This window comes from Yinghuangia aomiensis (assembly GCF_039542225.1).
In the GTDB taxonomy this organism is placed as follows: domain Bacteria; phylum Actinomycetota; class Actinomycetes; order Streptomycetales; family Streptomycetaceae; genus Yinghuangia; species Yinghuangia aomiensis.
Genome location: NZ_BAABHS010000036.1, coordinates 24178 through 41722, shown reverse-complemented (window position 1 = coordinate 41722; position 17545 = coordinate 24178). Strand labels below are relative to the sequence as shown.

The window sequence follows — 17545 nt, the reverse complement described above, 5'->3', positions numbered from 1 at the left end:
GGTTCGGGTTCGGGGTTCGGTCGGGGGTGTCGGCCCTGGGCTTCAGGGCGTGTGCCACCACGGGTCGCGGCCGGTGGCGGTGGTGCCGATCAGGGTTTGGCGGCGGACGAAGCGGCGCAGCGACGCGTCGCCCATGCGGGAGCCGCCCAGGCCGCTGTACCGGAACGAGTTCTTCTCGCCTTCGTGGACGAGGGCGGTAAGCGCGGCGTCGTTGATGCTGACGGCGCCGACGTCGAGGCGGCGGGCGAGGGCACGTGCGGCGGCCGGGTCGGGGCCGAAGACGGCGCCGGACAGCCCGTAGTCGGAGTCGTTGGCGAGGGCGACGGCCTCGTCTTCGGTGGTGAACGGCATGACGGGCAGCAGCGGGCCGAAGGTCTCCTCGCGCATGACGGTCATGGTGTGGTCGACGGCGGTGAGCACGGTGGGGCGGATCCAGTGGCCGCCGCCGTGCCGTTCGACGCGGCCGCCGGTGTGGACGACGGCGCCTTTGGCGGTGGCGGCGGCGACTTGGGCGCCGATCCGGTCGATCGCGTCGACGATGGCGGCGCGGGCTTCGTCGGTGCCGAGGGCGTTGACGGCGCGCGTCCGCGTTTGCAGGGCGACGGCGCGGAACGCCAGGGTCGGGGCGGGTGGTATGGAAGCCGACGGTGTGGGCATCGCCGGACCTCCTCCCGGCGGCGATCTCGCAGTACTCCAGTCGGTTGCCGAGGAGGACGGCCACGCGGGCGCCGGGCGGGGTGCCGGTCTCGGTGAGGACTTTTGCCAAGCGGGCGGCCCGGCTGTCGAGTTCGCGGTAGGTGAGGGTGCGGTCGCCGTCCCGGACGGCGGGGGTGTCCGGCTGGGCGGCGGCGAAACCGCGGACGCCGTCGACGATCGTCAGGGGCGCACCCCCGAAGCTGATGCCCACTCTTGTCCTCCCGCAGGGTGGCGGCCGTCATGGATGCACAAGATTGGAACGTCATCCCGTCTATCGGAACATTTCTACCGGGTGAGGATGTCCAATGCGACCCCACGTGGAGACCATCCAGGAAACGGACTACATCTGGCACGCCGCGGAGTTGGTGGCCGGCGAGGGGCGGGCGAGCGAACGCCGGCTGTCCGTCGACGAGGAGGACGGGTCGTCCTCGCTCCGCATCGTTTTCCACACCGACTGGGGGCGCGGACCGGGCATCCACCATGCCGACACCGAGTACTACGTCCTCGACGGCGAAATGCGGTACGGGGACCGGGTCATCGGCAAGGGCGGCTACGTGCACGCGCCGCGGGGCGTGCCGGCGGATGCGGTGCGGTTCGCGGAGGGCACCCGGATCCTGCACTACCGCGAGTACGGCGACGCGGGCTTCGACCCGGTCGACTCGCTTGCCGCGCCGCGGTGGGCGCGGGCGGCTCGCGAGGACGTCACCGTGCACGACAGCGCGGGCATGGAGTGGATCGCGGTGCCGAACGCGGGCCCGATGCCGGGGCTGTTCGTGAAGTACCTGCACATCGACCCGGTCAGCGGGTTCTATACGCGGCTGGTGTACGCGCAGGAGGGGTGGGCGGACCACCGGCTGGCGCACCACCCGTGCTACGAGGAGGCGTACACGACCGAGGGGAAGATGTCGTACAACTTCGGCGACTTGGACCCCGGCACCTACTTCTTCCGCCCGGCGCGCGTCAAGCACGGCCACTTCGTCGCGATGGAGGGCGGCACCACGTGGCTCATGCGCTCCGACGGCGAACTGGAGAACTGGTACACCCAGAACGAATGGGTCCGCTGGGGAGGCGACGCGGTCAACTACTCGCCGAACGGCGGCCGGATGACGTGGTCGTACTCGTCGCACGACCTGGCGGGCGGCGCGAGCTGGCGGTCGGACGAGGACCTGGGGGTCCTGCACAAGGCGTTGAACTACCAGAAGGAACAAGGCGCACCCGACACCGACTATGCGCAGCACGGGACGGGCGCGGACCAGAGCCTGGTGGCGATCGCGAGGGCGTTCGACTTGGCGCGGCTCGGGGAGGGGCACGGCGGGGGCGAGGCCGGTCATGCGCACGGGGACGGGGACGGGGGCACGGATGGCCACACGCACGGGGACGGCACCGAGCACGCGCACGATGGCAGCCCCGGGCACGGCCACGACCACGAGCGGAAGCGCGTGCCGACCCACGACGCGCTGGGCTGGCCGCCCCCGGACACGCTGGAGCACGAGGACGAGCGGACGGCCGGCGCCACAACCGCGGCGCGGGGCGGTCGTGGCAGCGTGGCGTGAGTCGGCCGGTGCCGCCGATCATCTCCACGCTCCCGGTGCGCAGCCGATCGCCGGGGAGGTGGGACGGGGACGGGATGTAAGGGGGATGGGGCGCGAACCGGGGTCCGGGAAGCCGGGTTCGGGAAGCCGGGCCCAGGAAGCCGGGTCCGGGAAGCCGACGTCGGGGACACAGCCCCCGACACCCGGGACCAGCCCGGCACCATTGCCCCCGCGGCACACCCGTTCCGGCCGGCTTGCGAGGCTCCTTTTGTTCCGCCAACGAACGGCAGCCGAAAACGTCACGCCCCCGTTCTCGCACGAGCGATACCGCGTTCGAAGGTCGGCTCGAACACCGGGCGCTTCGCCTCGCCGCAACACGCGGCCGGCACGCCCGGGCCCATCCGGCCTCAGCCACGCACCCCCGTCTGCTCCCCCGTCCACTCCGTCGTCGGAGAAGCCGACGACGCCCCCGTCGCCGTCCCCGAAGCCGTCGCCAACCGCCCGTCCACCATCTCGTAAGCCGCGTCGGTGAACGCCAGCTGACTCCGGTCGTGGGTCACCATCACCGTCGACGTCCCCCGTTCCCTCGTGAGCCGCGCCAGCAGTTCCACGACGGCCGTGCCGCGTTCGTGGTCCAAGGCGCTGGTGGGCTCGTCGACCAGGAGCACCACCGGGTCGTTCATCAGCGCGCGGGCGATGTTCACGCGCTGGCGCTGGCCGCCGGACATCCGCTGCGGGTGGCGGTCGGCCAGGTCCGCGAGCCCGACCGCGTCGAGGAGTTCCGCGGCCTTCGTCTTCGCCTGCCGCGGGGAGCGGCCGTCCATGTGGGCCATGACCTGGAGTTGTTCGCGGGCGGTCAGGGAGCCGAGCAGGTTGGGCTGCTGGAAGACGATCCCCAGGCTGCGGCGGCGCAGCGCGGCGCGTTCGGCGGGGCGCAGCGCGCGGACCGGCATGCCGGCGATGTCGACGTCGCCGCTGTCGGGCGTGATCAGCGTTGCGGCGACGGCGAGGAGGCTGGATTTGCCGGAGCCGGAGGGGCCGACGACCGCGGCGAAGGCGCCGGCGGGGACGTCGAGGGTGACGTCGTCGAGGGCGGTGAGGCGGCGGTCGCCGTCCGGGTAGGTGAGGGTGACGCCGGTCAGGCGGAGGCTCATCGGGCACTTCCCAGGGCGATCAGGGGGTCGACGGAGGTGACGCGGCGGACGGCCAGCGCGGCGCCGGCGAGGCCGAGGACGATCATGATGGCGGCGGGCAGCACGGTGGTCCCGGCGTCGATGACGAACGGCACGGTGTTCTCCGCGATCCGTCCGCCGATCGCCGCGATGCCGGTGCCCACGGCCGTTCCCGCGGCCAGTACCACGGCGGCTTGGCCGAGGGCGTCGCGGACCAGGTAGCCGGTGGAGGCGCCGAGGGCCTTGAGGACGGCGATGTCGCCTGAGCGCTGCACCGTCCAGACGGTGAAGAAGGCGCCGATGACCAGGGCCGAGATGGCGAAGAGGAAGCCCCGCATGAGCTGGAGCGAGCCGTTCTCGGAGGTGTACGACCCGATGGCGGTGCGCGCGTCCGACTTCGTCACGGTGTCGGTGTGCAGCGCGGTGTCGCCCGCTGTGAGGTCGGCGCCCTTGCCGAGGTCGAGGGCCACGACGGTGGCCTGAAGCCCTTCCGGGGCGCGCGGTCCCGGCATCAGCGGCTGCCAGTCGGACAAGGCCGTCCACACGACGGGCGCGTGGCTGAACGACGCGCCGCTCACCACGGCGCCGACGCGGACGTTTCCGGCGGGGCCGAGCGCGATGGTGTCGCCGGTCTTGACGTGGAGGTCGTCGGCCAGCGGCCGGGACAGGACGACGCTGCCCGGGGCCGGGCGGGCGCCGTCGGGGGCGAGGGGGCCGGCCGGGTCGATGCCGAACGCGGCCGCGCCTGCGGTGCGGCCGTCCGCGCCGAGGCGGGTCATGGCGATGCCGAGCGGCGACGCGGAATCCACGCCGGGCTGCCGGGCCCAGTCCTGCCAGGTCTGCTCGTCTACCGACGAGGCACCGAAGGAGATTCCGCCGTCGGTGTCGGAGAAGGCGAGCCGGTCGGCGTTGAGGCCGTCGATCGCCGAGGTGTTCTCCCTGCCGAGGCCCGCGGTGAGGCCGGACAGCAGCACGACCAGCGCCGTGATGAGGACGACGACGAGCGTCATCAACGCGAACCGGCCGCGGGCCGAGCGCAGGTCTCTCAGGGCGACGAACACGACGCGGAATCCTCCGGACGCAGGGTGGGGACTCACCGGGCGGTGAGCATGTCTCCACTCTCGCCGGGCCGGAGAGGAGGCACATCGCGCGCGGGATGGGGCCGCCGGAATCGAAGGATGCAGGCGAATATCAACCTTTCGATTGATGGAGACCGCACGGCAGGCCGACGCGCGGAAGGCCGTTCGCACCCAGGCCTGTTCCTTGTTGTGGAACCGTGTTGCGCAGTCATAGCATGCCGGGATCGAACCATCGCCGCACGGTGGGGAGTTCGGCCGGTGATCTATCTCGTCTACCGCATGAAGATGACCGAGCGGTCGCGCCGCAACCAGAAGGAATTCTGGGCATGGCTGGAGGAACGCGAGCGATGGTTCTACCACGACCTGCCGATGGTGCGCGAAGTCCGCTGGTACTACAGCGTGATCGGTGACGTGTACGTGCTGGAGAACTGGGCCGCGTTCGACGACGAGGCGGCGTGGGGCGCGTACCGCAAGGCGCTGTCCGGTCTGAAGGCCGATACCGGGTGGGAGTCGGAGCGAGTGAGCCAGGACGACTGGTGGGAGTTCCTGGACACGCGCTTCGTCACCGATTGCCCGGTGCCGGTCGGGTTCGCGCGCGGTCAGTCGGCGTCGGCGAGCCCGTAGCCGAATTCGGCGGACAGCCGCCGGGCGGCCTGCAGGACGCTCGGCGCGCACTCCGTCAGCCGCTGCCGGAAGCGGAACTGCGGTCCGGCCAGGCTCACCACCGCGATGACGCCGCCGTCGTGGTCCAGCACCGGGGCGGCGACGGCTGCGGCTCCCTCTTGGCGTTCGCCGGCCGAGGTGGCGTAGCCGCGCTTGCGGATCAGTGCGATTTCCTTGCGCAGCGCGGCCGCGTTGGTGACCGTGCGGGCGGTGAGGGCTTCGAGGCGGGATCGGTCGAGGTAGGCGTCGATTTCCGCGTCGGACGGGAATGCCAGGATCGCCTTCGACGACGCGCCCGCGTGCAGCGGGTACGGGCTGCCGATGGCGACCTCTATGCGCAACTCGCTGGCGGGCACGACCTGGTCGACGTAGATCCGGGTGTCCCCGCGCCGTACCGACAGGGTCGCGGTTTCGCCGCGTTCCGCGGCCAGCGCGCGGAGTTCGGGAGCGGCCGTCATGCGCAGGTCGGTGCGGGCCAGGTACGCGCGGCCGAGGGCGACGGCGGCCGGCCCCAGGGCGTAGCGGCGGGTGGCCGGGTCGGCGGTGACGAGGCGGCGGCTGCGCAGCGCGGTGAGGATGCGGTGGACGGCGCCTTTGGTGATGCCGAGTTCCTGGGCGGTCTCGGTGACGCCCAGGTCGGGGCGGCCGCTGCGGCCGAACAGCAGCAGGACGTCGATGGCGCGTTCGACGGCGGCGATCGACTTGCCGGTGGTTTCCTCGGTGTCGGCGTCGACGGCTCCGGGCACAGCGCACTCCTCGCGTGGACGGGGCTTCCATCATGGCGAGCGGGCGGGTTCCGTTTCGCGCTGCGGAACGGCGGTCTACGACGGACCGGACACGCGCTACTCCTGTGCCGCCGAGACGAGTTCGCGGGCCTCCTCGTCCGTCGCGACCGACGGATGCGAGCCCATGAGCGGTTGGCCGGCGGTCTCGTCCATCATCCACGCGGCGACGAGCCCGACCGCGGCGGCGAACATCATGTAGAACGCGGGCGTGTAGTCGTTGCCGGTTCCGCTCACCAGCGCCTCGGCGACGAACGGTGTCGTGCCGCCGAAGGCGGACACCGAGATGTTGAAGGACACCGACAGCGCCCCGGCACGGATCTCGGTGGGGAACAGTGCGGGCAGCGCGGCGGACATCGTGGCGAGGAAGCACACGAGTACGAGTCCGAGGATGAGCAGCCCGATGAAGATCGTGGCCAGGCTGCCGTTCTGGACGAGTGCGAAGCACGGCACAGGCAGCAGGATGAAGCCGACGCATCCGCCGATGACGACCGGGCGCCGCCCGATGCGGTCGGTGTAGGCGCCGAGCGGGTGGATCACGGCGAGCAGGACGAGCATGACCACGACGATCTGCAGGAGGCCGTGGGTCTCGTCGTAGTCCAAGGTGTCCGACAGGTAGGTCGGCATGTAGGACAGCAGCATGTAGTCGTTGATGTTGTACGCGGCGACCAGCGCGACGCACAGGAGCATGGGTTTGCGCTGCTCGGCGAACATGCGGCGGAATTCCGCGAACGAGCCGGCGTCGGGGTTCTTGTCGGGCACGTCCGTTCCGCGTTCTGCGTCGGCGCGCTGTCCCTTGGCGCCGCCCGCCGCCGCGTGTTCCTCCAAGGCCTTGGTGAAGGCCGGCGATTCTTCCAGGCGGAGCCGGAGGTACAGGCCGACGATGCCGATGGGCGCGGCGAGCAGGAACGGGATGCGCCAGCCCCAGCCTTCCATCTGGCTGTCGTCGAGGAGGGACTTGAGCAGGGTGACCAGGCTCGCGGCGCTGATGTAGCCGATGAGGGTGCCGAATTCGAGGTAGCTGCCGTAGAAGCCGCGGCGTTTGTCGGGGGCGTATTCGGCGATGAAGGTGCTGGCGCCGCCGTACTCGCCGCCCGCGGAGAAGCCTTGGACCATGCGGAACAGCACCAGCAGGATGGGTGCGACGAAGCCGATGGTGGCGTAGCTGGGGATCAGCCCGATGCTGAGCGTGCCGCCGGCCATCATCAGCATCGTGGTCGCGAGGACTTTCTTGCGGCCGATGCGGTCGCCGAGCGGCCCGAAGAAGAAGCCGCCGAGCGGGCGGACGACGAAGGCCGCGGCGAAGGTGGCGAACGACGACAGTACTTGCGCGGTGTCGTTGCCGGACGGGAAGAAGACGTGGCCGATGGTGACGGCCATGTAGGCATAGATGCCGAAGTCGTACCACTCCATGGCGTTGCCGAGCATGGTGGCGCGGACCGCCGTGTCGACGGTCTTGGGGTCGACGACGGTGATGTCCTCCAGGCGCAGCTCGTCGTCCCTGCCCACGCGTCTCCTCACGTCGTCGGCCATGCGGGCCGCCTTATCAGACAAACAGGGATGAATCTATCCACATCACGTGCCCGATGCCCGCCACCACACCGGGGTGGCAAGGTGCGGCAGGGAATGGCGCCTCTCGGGGCCGGATACGGCGGGAAGGCGCATATCGCCGCAAGCCGGCGCGCGCGACGGCCGACACCTCGCTCCAACGTCCGTACGTTCTCCGGAGGTTCATCCGTCGGCCGACTCGGCCGGTACCCCGCGTCGTCTGCCGCGGATTGACTCGGCGGACCCCTTCCGTGTCTTGACGACAGGAGACGACGTTGCGACGTATCCTCCCCGCGCTCGGGCTGGCCGGCGCGCTGCTGGCCACCGTGGTCGCGGTGCCCGCCGCGGCGCACGACGACGAGGCCCGCTCCGGCCGGCCGACGGCCGCGCCGCTGGTCATCGGGCACCGCGGCGCGAGCGGCTACCGGCCCGAGCACACACTGGAGTCGTACCGGCTGGCGATCCGCATGGGCGCCGACTACATCGAGCCCGACCTGGTGTCGACCAAGGACGGCGTGCTGGTGGCCCGGCACGAGAACGAGATCGGCGGCACGACGGACGTCGACAAGCACCCCGAGTTCGCGGGGCGCAAGACCACCAAGACCATCGACGGGAACGCCGTCACGGGCTGGTTCACCGAGGACTTCACGCTGGCCGAGCTGAAGACGCTGCGCGCCAAGGAGCGGCTGCCGCAGGTGCGGCCGACCAACACCGCGTTCGACGGCAGGCTGGAGATCCCGACGTTCCAGGAGGTCGTCGACCTCGCCCGCACCGAGGGCCGCCGGGTGGGCCGCACGATCGGCATCTACCCGGAGACCAAGCACCCGAGCTACTTCCAGTCCGTCGGGCTGCCGCTCGAGGAGCCGCTCGTCCAGGCCCTCAAGCGCAACGGGCTGAACGGGCGCAAGGCCAAGGTGTTCGTCCAGTCGTTCGAGACCGCGAACCTGCGCAAGCTCGACAAGATGACCGACGTGCCGCTGATCCAGCTGCTGGACGCGTCCGGACGTCCGTTCGACTTCGCCGCCGCGGGCGACCCGCGCACGTACCAGGACCTGGTCAAGCCCGAGAACCTCAAGTGGATCGCCGGGTACGCGGACGGCATCGGCACCGCCAAGAACCTGCTCATCCCCCGCGACCCGGCGGGCCGCCTGCTCACGCCGACCACGGTGGTCCGGGACGCGCACCGGGCCGGGCTGCTCGTGCACGCGTGGACGTTCCGCGCGGAAAACCAGTTCCTCCCGGCGGACTTCCGCGTCGGCGCCGACCCGAACGCGCGCGGCGACTACATCGCCGAGTACGAGGCGTTCTACGGCATCGGCCTCGACGGTGTCTTCGCGGACCAGCCGGACACCGCGGTCGCGGCCCGCGCGGGCCTGGCGAGCTGAGGAAACGTTCGGGCCGGGTCGCCACCCGGCAGGCGGGTGAATCGCCGACCGGTCAGCCCTTGTCGGCCTTCCAGGTCCCGGAGGCGTTCTCGCAGGTCGTGGTGTAGCTGCCGGACATCCGGTCGCCGGAGACGGTGCCTTCCATCTGAATGTGGTAGGCCGTGTCGGGGCCGGACTCGAGGGTGATCTTCGAGCCCTTCACCTTTCCGGTGACCGGACCGGTGAAGTCGCAGCCGGGGGCTTCGAGTTGCAAGTCGCCGGTGATTTCGTCGCCGTCCTGGGTGAGGACGACCGACACGGGTCCGTTCGCCTTGACCGGCTTCTGGTTGGCGTACGTGCCGATCCACGGCCCTTCGACCTCGCCGCCGGAGCCGTCCGAGCCCCCGGGCTTCGCCGGGCCGGTCGCGCCGGGTCCGGAGGCGTTGCCGCTGTCGTCGTCATCGCCGCCGAACAGGGCGATGCCGCCGAAGACCGCGCCGACGATCACGGCGACCGCGAGGATGCCGCCGAGGACGAGCTTGTTGTTGTTGCGCGTGCCGGTCGGGGCGCCCGGAGCGCCTGGATACGGGCCCGACGGGTAGGCACCGGCAGGCTGCGGCGCCGCCGGGTACGCACCGGGCTGTTGCGGGAACGCCCCCGGCGCCCCCGGATACCCGGCCGGGCCGGGCGGCGGGCCCGGCGGGCCGGGCGGAGGCGGCGGCGCGACGAAAGGCTGCGACGCGAACTGCGGCTGGGGCTGGGGCTGGGGCTGCGACGCGTCCGGCGGCGCAGCGGCGACCGGCGGCGGCCCGTACGGCGCACCCGGCGCGGGAACCTGCTCCGGCGGCTTCGCGAAGTTCGGCGCCCCCGGCGCCCCCACCGGTGGCCCCGCGGCCGGCGCCGGCGCCGGCCCGCCGGCCGGCATCCCGGACCCCGCAAGCCACGCCAACTCCCCCGCCGTCTCCGGCCGGGCCGCCAGCAGACTCGTGAAGGTCGACTCGCACCGCGCGTACACCGCGTCCCGGAGGCTGTTCTGCTCCGCCCCCTGCGCGTTGGCGATCATGTCGGCGAAGCCGTCCGCCCAGCCGGCCGCGGCCGGGTCGGTGCCGTGGCGGGCCAGCAGTTCCAGGAGTGCCGGGCGCAGCCGGGGCCACGCGTCCGTTCCCATCGCGCGCGCCACGTTCGCGGCGGCGGCACGTGCCGTGTCATGAAACTCGTCCGGCATGCGCCGTACTCCCCGAATCGCGCGGGCAACACCGGCCGTCGCCCGTCGGTCCCGGCGAATATACGCAGCCTCGGCGATCACCGCAGAGGGACTTCCCTCGGGCTGGTCGCGTGCCGGGCTCCCGCCGCACTCCCGTCGGCCTCGCCGGAAAGGCGGTCAGTCCGCCGGGTCGGCGTCTTTCGCCACCGGCCAGGTGCCGCTGGTCAGTCCGGTCGTGAACAGGGCGACGAACTGCCGCAGGGTGTGTTCCGGGCCCTGCCTTTTGTCGCCGTGGAAGCCGACCGACTCGTTGAGGCAGAGGCCGCGGATCGAAGCACTGAACACCTGGAGTGCGGACGACACTTCGGCGGGGCCCAGGCCGAACGAGCGGAGCGAGGCGCGGATGGGTTCCGCGACATACTGCGCGTTGGCCTGGAACTCCTCGTCGTCGGCGGGGTGGTGGTAGCGGACCAGCACTTCGTAGCGGCCGGGGTATCGGACGACGTAGCCGCGGTAGGCCTCGGCGAGCGCGAGGATCGCGTCGGGCCCGGAGCGTCCTACCGCGGCCTGCCAGAGCCGGGCGCCGAGTTCGCGCTGGGTGAGCAGCGCGACGTCGCGGTACAGCCCGTCGATGCCTTTGACGTGGGTGTAGAGCGATGCCACGTGCCGGTCGAGGGCGCGGGCGAGCCGGGAGAGGGTCAGCGCGCCGACCCCTTCCGCGTCGGCGAGCCGCGCGGCGGCGGTGATCACCGCCGTGCGGTCGAGCCGCTCACCGCCCGCCATCGGGCCTCCTCTGCTGACCGGGGTGCAAGCCGGTGCCGCCGGGCGGGTTCCCCGGCGGCGTCCGCCCCAAGATCGCACACGGACGGGGGTCCGTGCTCACCAGCCCATCAGGTGGCCGCGGCCGTGTGTGCGCAGTTGCGCGGCGAGCGCGTCGCGGTCCGCTTCGTCCATCGGCCGGAAGGTGTCCGAGCGGGGGTCCGGCCGCCAGTAGACGGTGTCGGTGCCGGGCCGGGCCCAGGCTTCGGCGCGCAGTTCCTTCTTGAGGACCTTGTTGGAGCCGGTGAAGGGCATGACGTCGACGACGCGCAGGTAGCGCGGCAGCCACTTGGTGCCCATGTCGGTCTGCGCGGCGAAGAACTCCGGGAGCGCGGCGGGGTCCAGGCGGGTGCCGTCGCGCAGTTCGAGCGCGGCCATGACCTCGTCGCCGGTGCGCGGGTCGGGGACCGGGAAGACGGCGGCGAGCATGACGTCGGGGTGCCGGACGAGGACGCGTTCGACGGGCACGGCGGGGAAGTTCTCGCCGTCGACGCGCAGCCAGTCGGCGGCGCGTCCGGCGTACCAGAACCAGCCGTCCTCGTCGACGTAGGCGAGGTCGTTGGACCAGAACCAGCCGTCGCGCAGGCGTTCGGCCATGGCTTCTTCGTTCTTGTAGTAGCCCTCGAAGCCGGGCGCGCCCTCGCGGTTGACGAGTTCGCCGATGGCTTCGGCGGCGTTGAGGAACTGCCCGTCCGGGCCGAAGCGGGCGCGGGGGCATTCCTCGCGGGTCACCGGGTCGACGACGGCGACGTCGCCGATCGTGGGTATGCCGAGGGCGCCGTCGGGGGTTTCGGGGGTGCGGGCGAGGACGACGCCGCCTTCGCTGGAGCCGTAGCCCTCGACGAGTTCGCAGCCGAAGCGGCGCCGGAACTCGCGGATGTCGGCGGCGGACGCCTCGTTGCCGAAGGCCCGGACCAGCGCGTTGTCGCCGTCGTGCGGGGTCTCCGGCTGGGCGAGGACGTAGGTGATGGCCTTGCCGACGTAGCTGAAGAACGTGGCCCTGTGGCGGCGTACGTCGTCGAGGAACTTCGACGCGGAGAACTTGCGCGGCAGCACCATGCGCGCGCCGCTGACCATCGTCGGGTGCCACACCACCATCAGGGCGTTGCCGTGGAACAGCGGCATCGGGCAGTAGCAGACGTCGTCGCGGCCGATGCCGTGCAGCTTGGCGACGTGCGGCGCGGACCGGGCGAGCTTGCCCTGCGAGAACCGCACCGCCTTGGACGCGCCGCCGCTCGTGCCGGAGGTGAACAGGAGCAGGTAGAGCGCCTGCGGGTCGAACGGGCCGGCGGGCGGCTCGGCGCCGGCGTGGCGGGCGAGGAGCGCCGCGTACTCGGCGGACTCGACGGACAGGACGGGCACGTCGGTGCCGCATTCCTTGAGGATCTCCGCACCGGCGTCGTCGGTGACCACCACGGCGATGTCGGTGAACGCGATGTCGGCCGCCAGCTCCTCGCCGCGCCGGGTCGGGTTGATGCCGACCAGCGCGGTCTGGGCGAGCGCGGCGCCGCCGAGCCAGAACAGGTATTCGGGCACGTTGTCCAGCAGCACGCCGATGTGCGCCGGGCCCTCCGCCGTGTCGTCGGCCGGGCGCAGTTCCCCGGCGGCCGCGGCGCGGACGGCGGCTTCGCCGACGACCTCGTCCCACGTCCAGACCTGGTCCTCGTGCAGGAGGCCGGGGGCCTGGTCGCCGCGGCGGGCGAGCAGGATCTCCGCCATCGTCGCGGGCGTCGCCGCGGCCGTTTCCCCGCCTCCGGTACGCACGTCAACCCCGGTCACGTCGCCTCCATCAGGTGCTCACGGTGGTGCCGGCCGAGCCGTTCCCACAACACTTTCCCAAAGCCTTTGGGGACATTCCCACGGTTCTTCGGAGAAGGCAATGGGCACGTGACGTGGGATTTCGCCGACGTGCGCGGGCGTGCGACCCGGCGAACCCTGGAGGGACACCCCGGCCGCCCGACCCGAAGGAGCCGCCCCATGGCTCGCTGCCACCAGCTGATCGAATGCCCGCCCCGCACGGTCTGGGAGCTGCTCGCCGACGGCTACCGCTACGCGGAGTGGGTGAGCGGGGCGCAGCGGATCACGTACGTGGAGCCGGAGTGGCCGCGCGCGGGCGCGCACCTGCGGGTGCGGGTGGGCGCGGGGCCGGTCTCGTTGGAGGACACGTGCACGGTCCGGATCAGCGAGCCGGTACGCCGTCTGGAGCTCGAGGCGCAGGCGTCGCCTTTCGGGGCGGCGCGGATCGCGATCCGGCTGATTCCGTGGGGTGCGGACACGCTGGTGGTGTTCGACTGGCATCCGCTGCGCGGCCTGGGCGGGCGGATGCACGGGTTGCCGATCGATTGGGCGGTCAACCTGCGCAACCGGGCGATGCTGGTCAAGCTGGCGCGGGCGGCGGAGGCCGGTACGGCAACGCCTGCAGGGCCTTCGTGACGAGGACGTCGAGGGGTGGTCCGGCGTCGAGGGTGACGCCGTGCTCGTCCGGTCCGAGGGGTTCCAGTTCGGCGAGCTGGGAGTCGAGCAGCGAGACGGGCATGAAGTGGTCGGTGCGGCGGGCGATCCGGGCGGCGAGCACGTCGCGGGGCGCGGTCGGGTGCACGAACCGGATGCCGGGGCAGACGTCGCGGAGGATGTCGCGGTAGCTGCGTTTCAGCGCCGAGCAGGCGATGACGCAGCCGGTGCCCGCGGCGCGGCAGTCGCGGACTTTGCGGCCGATGGACTGCAGCCAGGGCCGCCGGTCGGCGTCGTCGAGCGGGATGCCGGCGGACATCTTGACGATGTTGGCGCGGGGGTGGAAGTCGTCCGCGTCGGCGAACGGGACGCCCAGCCGCTCGGCGAGGAGCCGGGCCACCGTGGTCTTGCCGGTGCCCGAGACGCCCATCACCACGACGGTCGGCGGCTCGGCTTCGGCGTGCGGCATCGCGTCCCTCCTGGTCTCCGGGGCCGGCGGTCTCCGGGGCCGGCGGTCTCCCGGACGGGGTCGGGTCCGCCGGAAACGGCCTAGGCCGGGCCGGCCGAGCCCGCCGGGTACTCCTCCAGCGGGACCAGGCCACTCTGCCAGGCGGCGAGCACGGGTTCGACGACCCGCCACGACTCCTCGGCCTCGTCGCCACGAATGGACAGTGCGGCGTCTCCGGTCAGGACGTCGAGCAGGAGTCGACCGTAGGCGGGCACGGCGGGCGGTTCCATGTGCGCGGTCAGCGACAGCGGGGCGAGTTCCTGGGGCCGGGCGCCGGTGCCGGTCAGGTCGAGCGTGAGCCCCTCGGGTTCCAGTCCGAAGCGCAGCACGTTGGGCAAAACGTCGCCGGCGTGCCGGAACGGCAGGTGCGGCACGGGGCGGAACCGCACCGCGACCTCTTTGCGCTCGGCCGCCAGCGCTTTGCCGGTGCAGAGCCGGAATGTCGTGCCGGCCCATCGCCAACTGTCGAGCTGGAGCCGGATCTCGGCGAAGGTCTCGGTGCCGCGTCCCGGGTCGACGCCGTCCTCGTCGGCGTAGGCCGGGATGTCCCGGTCGCCGATGCGGCCGGGCAGGTAGCGGGCGCGGCGCGTGCGGCGGACGACGTCGTCCTCGGTCAGCGGGCGCACCGAGCGCAGCACGTCGACTTTGCGGTCGCGCAGGTCGCGTTCGCCGAGGGTGATCGGGGGTTCCATCGCCACCAGGCAGAGCAGCTGGAGGAGGTGGTTCTGGATCATGTCCTTGAGCGCGCCGACGTGGTCGTAGTAGCCGGCCCGGCCTTCGAGCGCGAGGGTCTCCTCCCAGACGATCTCGACCTCGTCGATGTGGACGCCGTTCCACAGCGGTTCCAGGACCCGGTTGGCGAGGCGGCTGCCGAGGATGTTCTGCACGGTCGTCATCGCCAGGAAGTGGTCGACCCGGAACACCGCGTTCTCCGGAAGGAGTTCGCCGAGGATGCGGTTCAACTCCCGGGCCCCGGCCAGATTCTCGCCGAACGGCTTCTCCAGGACGATGCGGCTGCCGGTCGGCAGGCGCGCCGCGTGCAGGGCGGTGACGACGCCGGGGAACAGCGCCGGGGGCAGGGCGAGGTAGACCGCGACGGGCCCCTCCCCCGCGACGGCGTCGGCGACCGCGGCGGGGTCTGTGACGTCGGTACGCCGGTAGTCGGCCATCGCCACGACGGCTTCCCGGGCCGTCGCCGGGTAGGTGCCGCCGTGCCGCTCCAGCTGCTCCGCGATCCAGGCGCGGTAGTCCGCGGAGTCCATGTCCTCCCGGCTCACGCCGGTGAGCCGCACGGCGGCGCCGAGCTGCCCGGCTTCGTGCAGGGCGGCCAGGGCGGGCAGCAGGTAGCGCGCGGTGAGGTCACCGGTCGCGCCGAAGAGGACGAGCCGTTCGATCATCGGGTGCGCGTACGCTCACTCGCCGCCGGGTGCGGACCGCATGGCGGCCTCGGCGCGGCGGGCCATCTCGTCCGGCGGGACGTCCTCGACGTGGGTGGCGATGTTCCAGCGGTGGCCGAACGGGTCCTCGAACTGGCCGCTGCGGTCGCCGTAGAACTGGTCGGCGACCGGCCGGACGGCTTTCGCGCCCTTGGCGACCGCGGCGGCGAACACGGCGTCCGCGTCCTCGACGTAGACGTGCAGCGTGACCGCGGTGCCGCCGATCGACTTGGGGCTGCGGAAGTCCATGTCCGGGAACTCGTCGGCGAGCATGACGATCCCGTCGCCGAGCTGGATTTCGGCGTGGCCGATGCGGCCGTCCGGCCCCGCCATCCGCACCTGCTCCACGGCGCCCAGGACCGCGACGTAGAAGTCGATCGCGGCGGCCGCGCCGTCGACGCAGATGTACGGCGTGATCCGGGGGTAGTTCTCCGGGATCGGCTTCACGCTCACGGATTCCGCCTTCCTACGGGTGACGATTAAAGAGCGACAACCCTGACATTTTGCACGCATGCGGTAACGGCGACACCCCGGCATGCGCCGGCGTATCGACCGGACGGGCCAATGCCGCGGAAAAGCCACCGGAAATGCCGACACAAGACGTCGGGTATGGGCGCGATCGTGGGAACCGTCACCGCACCGACCGGCAAGGACGACCATGTACGAAACTCCCGCGGAGCTGGACGCGCTCCAGGAACTCCTCGACGCCTCGCTCTCCGGCGCGACGTCCCACCTCCGCTCGATCATCAACGCGGAACGCAGCCTCACCGCCGACCAGCTCACCCAGGTCCTCACCGGCATGCGCACGCTGGCGCTGTCCACCGTGACCGCGCACGGCGAGCCGCGGATCAGCGGCGTGGACGGCCACTTCCTGCACGGCAAATGGCACTTCGGCACGGCCCGCACCGCGGCCAAAGCCCGCCACCTCGCCGCCCGGCCGGCGGCGAGCGCGGCGCACATGGCCGGCGAAGACCTCGGCGTGTTCACGCACGGCACCGTGGAGATCCTCAACCCCGCGGACGGCGAGCCCGCCGCGGACTGGCCGGACCTGCTCGCGTACTTCAAGGACTTCTACGGTGCGGACGCCTTCGACTGGGAGCGGGACATCGTCTACTTCCGCCTGCACCCGCACTGGATGACCGTCTTCGCGCCGGACTTCGCCAAGCTGCTCGCGGACCGGAAGGCCTGACCGGCCCTTCGGTAGGGTCGCGGCACCGGCCGGGGACGAGACGACCGGGCACCACACACGCCGGAGAGGAGCAGCATGCGCGCGAGCCGGGCCATCGCGCTCTTGCTGCTCCTCCAGTCCCGCCGCGCGATGACCGCGGCCGAGTTGGCCGCCGAGCTGGACGTCTCGGAGCGCACCGTGCAGCGCGACGTCGCGGCGCTGTCCGAAGCGGGCGTGCCGGTGTACGCCGAACGCGGCCGGGCCGGCGGCTACCGCCTCGTCGACGGCTACCGCACCCGCCTCACCGGCCTGGAGCGGCCCGAGGCCGAGGTGCTGTTCCTCGCCGGGCTGCCGGGCCCGCTGCGGGACATGGGCCTGGCCGGGCAGGCCCTCGCCGCGCGGCTGAAGGTCGCCGCGGCGCTCGGCGACGCGCCCGCGGCGGCGACACAGCGGTTCCACCTGGACGCGCCGGCCTGGTTCCGCGAGGCCGACACCCCGCCGCTGCTCGGCGCGGTGTCGCGTGCGGTCTGGGAGGACCGGGTGCTGCGGGGCGGGTACGGCGGCCGGGAGCGGCGGCTGGAGCCGTACGGCCTCGTGCTGAAGGCCGGGCAGTGGTACGTCGCGGCGCGCGGCCCGTCCGGCCGGATGGCGTCTTACCGCGTCGACCGGTTCGCCGGCGCCGAGGTCGGCGAGGAACGGTTCGCCCGCGACCCGGAGTTCGACCTGCCGGGCTACTGGGAGGACGCGTCGCGGGATTTCGCGCGCTCGATGCTGCACGAGAAGGCGCGAGTCCGGTTGAGCCCGATCGCCGTCGCACACCTGGCCGTGCTGCTGGAAGCCACCGCCGCGGCCGACGCGCTCGCCACCGCGGGCGAGCCGGACGCGGAAGGCTGGGTGACGGTCACGCTGCCGGTCGAGTCGTGGGAGATCGGCTACTTCGAGATCCTGCGCTTCGGCCCGGAAGCCGAGGTCCTGGACCCGCCGCACCTCCGCGACCGCGTCGCCGAAGCGACCCGCCGCGCGGCGGCGCTGTACGCGGACGATCACCCGCCCGGCAGCGGGCCGGACGTCTCGCGGGATGCCCCCGGATCGGCCCCCGCCGCAACTCCGCCGCCCTAAGCTG

The 17545-nt window shown here is 72.2% G+C and carries 17 protein-coding genes and 1 pseudogene; 6 read left to right on the top strand and 12 right to left on the bottom strand.

Annotated elements, in window-relative coordinates; genetic code table 11:
• Positions 1–42: 42 nt before the first annotated feature.
• Together ABEA93_RS34325 and ABEA93_RS34320 are read right to left on the bottom strand one after the other, a co-directional pair.
• Positions 43–657 carry an aldehyde dehydrogenase family protein gene (locus ABEA93_RS34325; protein WP_345679830.1) on the bottom strand — a complete coding sequence of 205 codons (615 nt, stop codon included), beginning with the start codon at positions 655–657 and terminating at the stop codon, positions 43–45.
• Positions 658–688: 31 nt separating this feature from the next.
• Positions 689–907: pseudogene (locus ABEA93_RS34320) on the bottom strand (AMP-binding protein); the annotation flags it as partial.
• Between the two features lie 94 nt (positions 908–1001).
• Here ABEA93_RS34320 and ABEA93_RS34315 point away from each other — a divergent pair.
• Positions 1002–2249 carry a DUF4437 domain-containing protein gene (locus ABEA93_RS34315; protein WP_345679829.1) on the top strand — a complete coding sequence of 416 codons (1248 nt, stop codon included), beginning with the start codon at positions 1002–1004 and terminating at the stop codon, positions 2247–2249.
• Positions 2250–2635: 386 nt separating this feature from the next.
• Here ABEA93_RS34315 and ABEA93_RS34310 read toward each other — a convergent pair whose 3' ends face one another.
• Together ABEA93_RS34310 and ABEA93_RS34305 are read right to left on the bottom strand one after the other, a co-directional pair.
• A complete protein-coding gene (locus ABEA93_RS34310; RefSeq protein WP_345679828.1) occupies positions 2636–3382 on the bottom strand; it encodes an ABC transporter ATP-binding protein in 747 nt (248 codons plus the stop codon).
• A complete protein-coding gene (locus ABEA93_RS34305) occupies positions 3379–4461 on the bottom strand; it encodes an ABC transporter permease (RefSeq protein ID WP_345679827.1) in 1083 nt (360 codons plus the stop codon). Before ABEA93_RS34305 ends, ABEA93_RS34310 begins: the two co-directional genes overlap by 4 nt.
• Positions 4462–4737: 276 nt before the next feature.
• On the opposite strand from ABEA93_RS34305, the gene ABEA93_RS34300 reads away from it, so the two are divergent.
• Complete coding sequence (locus ABEA93_RS34300) at positions 4738–5103, top strand: hypothetical protein (protein WP_345679826.1); 366 nt, start codon at positions 4738–4740, stop codon at positions 5101–5103.
• Here the strand turns inward: ABEA93_RS34300 and ABEA93_RS34295 are convergent.
• Complete coding sequence (locus tag ABEA93_RS34295) at positions 5079–5888, bottom strand: IclR family transcriptional regulator (RefSeq protein ID WP_345679825.1); 810 nt, start codon at positions 5886–5888, stop codon at positions 5079–5081. The two genes, ABEA93_RS34300 and ABEA93_RS34295, sit on opposite strands and share 25 nt — an antisense overlap.
• 96 nt (positions 5889–5984) lie before the next feature.
• The gene (locus ABEA93_RS34290) at positions 5985–7457 is read right to left on the bottom strand and encodes an MFS transporter (protein ID WP_425585205.1); all 1473 of its coding nucleotides are present in this window, start codon (positions 7455–7457) and stop codon (positions 5985–5987) included.
• A 290-nt stretch (positions 7458–7747) separates the two neighbouring features.
• Between ABEA93_RS34290 and ABEA93_RS34285 the strand changes: the two genes are divergently transcribed.
• The gene (locus tag ABEA93_RS34285) at positions 7748–8857 is read left to right on the top strand and encodes a glycerophosphodiester phosphodiesterase (protein WP_345679824.1); all 1110 of its coding nucleotides are present in this window, start codon (positions 7748–7750) and stop codon (positions 8855–8857) included.
• A 52-nt stretch (positions 8858–8909) separates the two neighbouring features.
• Here ABEA93_RS34285 and ABEA93_RS34280 read toward each other — a convergent pair whose 3' ends face one another.
• From ABEA93_RS34280 to ABEA93_RS34270, 3 genes are all read right to left on the bottom strand, one after another.
• The gene (locus ABEA93_RS34280) at positions 8910–10061 is read right to left on the bottom strand and encodes a hypothetical protein (protein ID WP_345679823.1); all 1152 of its coding nucleotides are present in this window, start codon (positions 10059–10061) and stop codon (positions 8910–8912) included.
• A 156-nt stretch (positions 10062–10217) separates the two neighbouring features.
• The gene (locus ABEA93_RS34275; protein WP_345679822.1) at positions 10218–10823 is read right to left on the bottom strand and encodes a TetR/AcrR family transcriptional regulator; all 606 of its coding nucleotides are present in this window, start codon (positions 10821–10823) and stop codon (positions 10218–10220) included.
• A gap of 96 nt (positions 10824–10919) precedes the next feature.
• Positions 10920–12638, bottom strand: coding sequence for an AMP-binding protein (locus ABEA93_RS34270; protein WP_345679821.1), 1719 nt, complete (start codon positions 12636–12638; stop codon positions 10920–10922).
• A gap of 198 nt (positions 12639–12836) precedes the next feature.
• Between ABEA93_RS34270 and ABEA93_RS34265 the strand changes: the two genes are divergently transcribed.
• Positions 12837–13292: an SRPBCC family protein gene (locus ABEA93_RS34265; RefSeq protein ID WP_345679820.1), complete on the top strand. Its 456-nt coding sequence runs from the start codon at positions 12837–12839 to the stop codon at positions 13290–13292.
• Here the strand turns inward: ABEA93_RS34265 and ABEA93_RS34260 are convergent.
• The 3 genes from ABEA93_RS34260 to ABEA93_RS34250 form a co-directional block, all read right to left on the bottom strand.
• On the bottom strand, positions 13237–13779 hold the full coding sequence (locus ABEA93_RS34260) for a gluconokinase (RefSeq protein ID WP_345679819.1): 543 nt from the start codon (positions 13777–13779) through the stop codon (positions 13237–13239). The genes ABEA93_RS34265 and ABEA93_RS34260 overlap by 56 nt on opposite strands.
• A gap of 80 nt (positions 13780–13859) precedes the next feature.
• The gene (locus ABEA93_RS34255; RefSeq protein WP_345679818.1) at positions 13860–15215 is read right to left on the bottom strand and encodes a glucose-6-phosphate dehydrogenase; all 1356 of its coding nucleotides are present in this window, start codon (positions 15213–15215) and stop codon (positions 13860–13862) included.
• 15 nt (positions 15216–15230) lie between these two features.
• Positions 15231–15707, bottom strand: coding sequence for a VOC family protein (locus ABEA93_RS34250; RefSeq protein WP_345679817.1), 477 nt, complete (start codon positions 15705–15707; stop codon positions 15231–15233).
• A gap of 205 nt (positions 15708–15912) precedes the next feature.
• Between ABEA93_RS34250 and ABEA93_RS34245 the strand changes: the two genes are divergently transcribed.
• Both ABEA93_RS34245 and ABEA93_RS34240 read left to right on the top strand, forming a co-directional pair.
• The gene (locus ABEA93_RS34245; protein WP_345679816.1) at positions 15913–16443 is read left to right on the top strand and encodes a pyridoxamine 5'-phosphate oxidase family protein; all 531 of its coding nucleotides are present in this window, start codon (positions 15913–15915) and stop codon (positions 16441–16443) included.
• Positions 16444–16518: 75 nt separating this feature from the next.
• Positions 16519–17541, top strand: a complete 1023-nt coding sequence (locus tag ABEA93_RS34240; protein ID WP_345679815.1) for a helix-turn-helix transcriptional regulator — start codon at positions 16519–16521, stop codon at positions 17539–17541.
• The last annotated feature ends 4 nt before the right edge of the window (positions 17542–17545 follow it).

Bases quoted from the DNA above. Each gene is read 5' to 3' on its own strand.
- ABEA93_RS34240 (WP_345679815.1), top strand. From the start codon at position 16,519: ATGCGCGCGAGCCGGGCCATCGCGCTCTTGCTGCTCCTCCAGTCCCGC.
- ABEA93_RS34280 (WP_345679823.1), bottom strand. From the start codon at position 10,061: ATGCCGGACGAGTTTCATGACACGGCACGTGCCGCCGCCGCGAACGTG.
- ABEA93_RS34325 (WP_345679830.1), bottom strand. From the start codon at position 657: ATGCCCACACCGTCGGCTTCCATACCACCCGCCCCGACCCTGGCGTTC.
- ABEA93_RS34265 (WP_345679820.1), top strand. From the start codon at position 12,837: ATGGCTCGCTGCCACCAGCTGATCGAATGCCCGCCCCGCACGGTCTGG.
- ABEA93_RS34310 (WP_345679828.1), bottom strand. From the start codon at position 3,382: ATGAGCCTCCGCCTGACCGGCGTCACCCTCACCTACCCGGACGGCGAC.
- ABEA93_RS34255 (WP_345679818.1), bottom strand. From the start codon at position 15,215: ATGATCGAACGGCTCGTCCTCTTCGGCGCGACCGGTGACCTCACCGCG.
- ABEA93_RS34290 (WP_425585205.1), bottom strand. From the start codon at position 7,457: ATGGCCGACGACGTGAGGAGACGCGTGGGCAGGGACGACGAGCTGCGC.
- ABEA93_RS34275 (WP_345679822.1), bottom strand. From the start codon at position 10,823: ATGGCGGGCGGTGAGCGGCTCGACCGCACGGCGGTGATCACCGCCGCC.
- ABEA93_RS34260 (WP_345679819.1), bottom strand. From the start codon at position 13,779: ATGCCGCACGCCGAAGCCGAGCCGCCGACCGTCGTGGTGATGGGCGTC.
- ABEA93_RS34245 (WP_345679816.1), top strand. From the start codon at position 15,913: ATGTACGAAACTCCCGCGGAGCTGGACGCGCTCCAGGAACTCCTCGAC.
- ABEA93_RS34315 (WP_345679829.1), top strand. From the start codon at position 1,002: ATGCGACCCCACGTGGAGACCATCCAGGAAACGGACTACATCTGGCAC.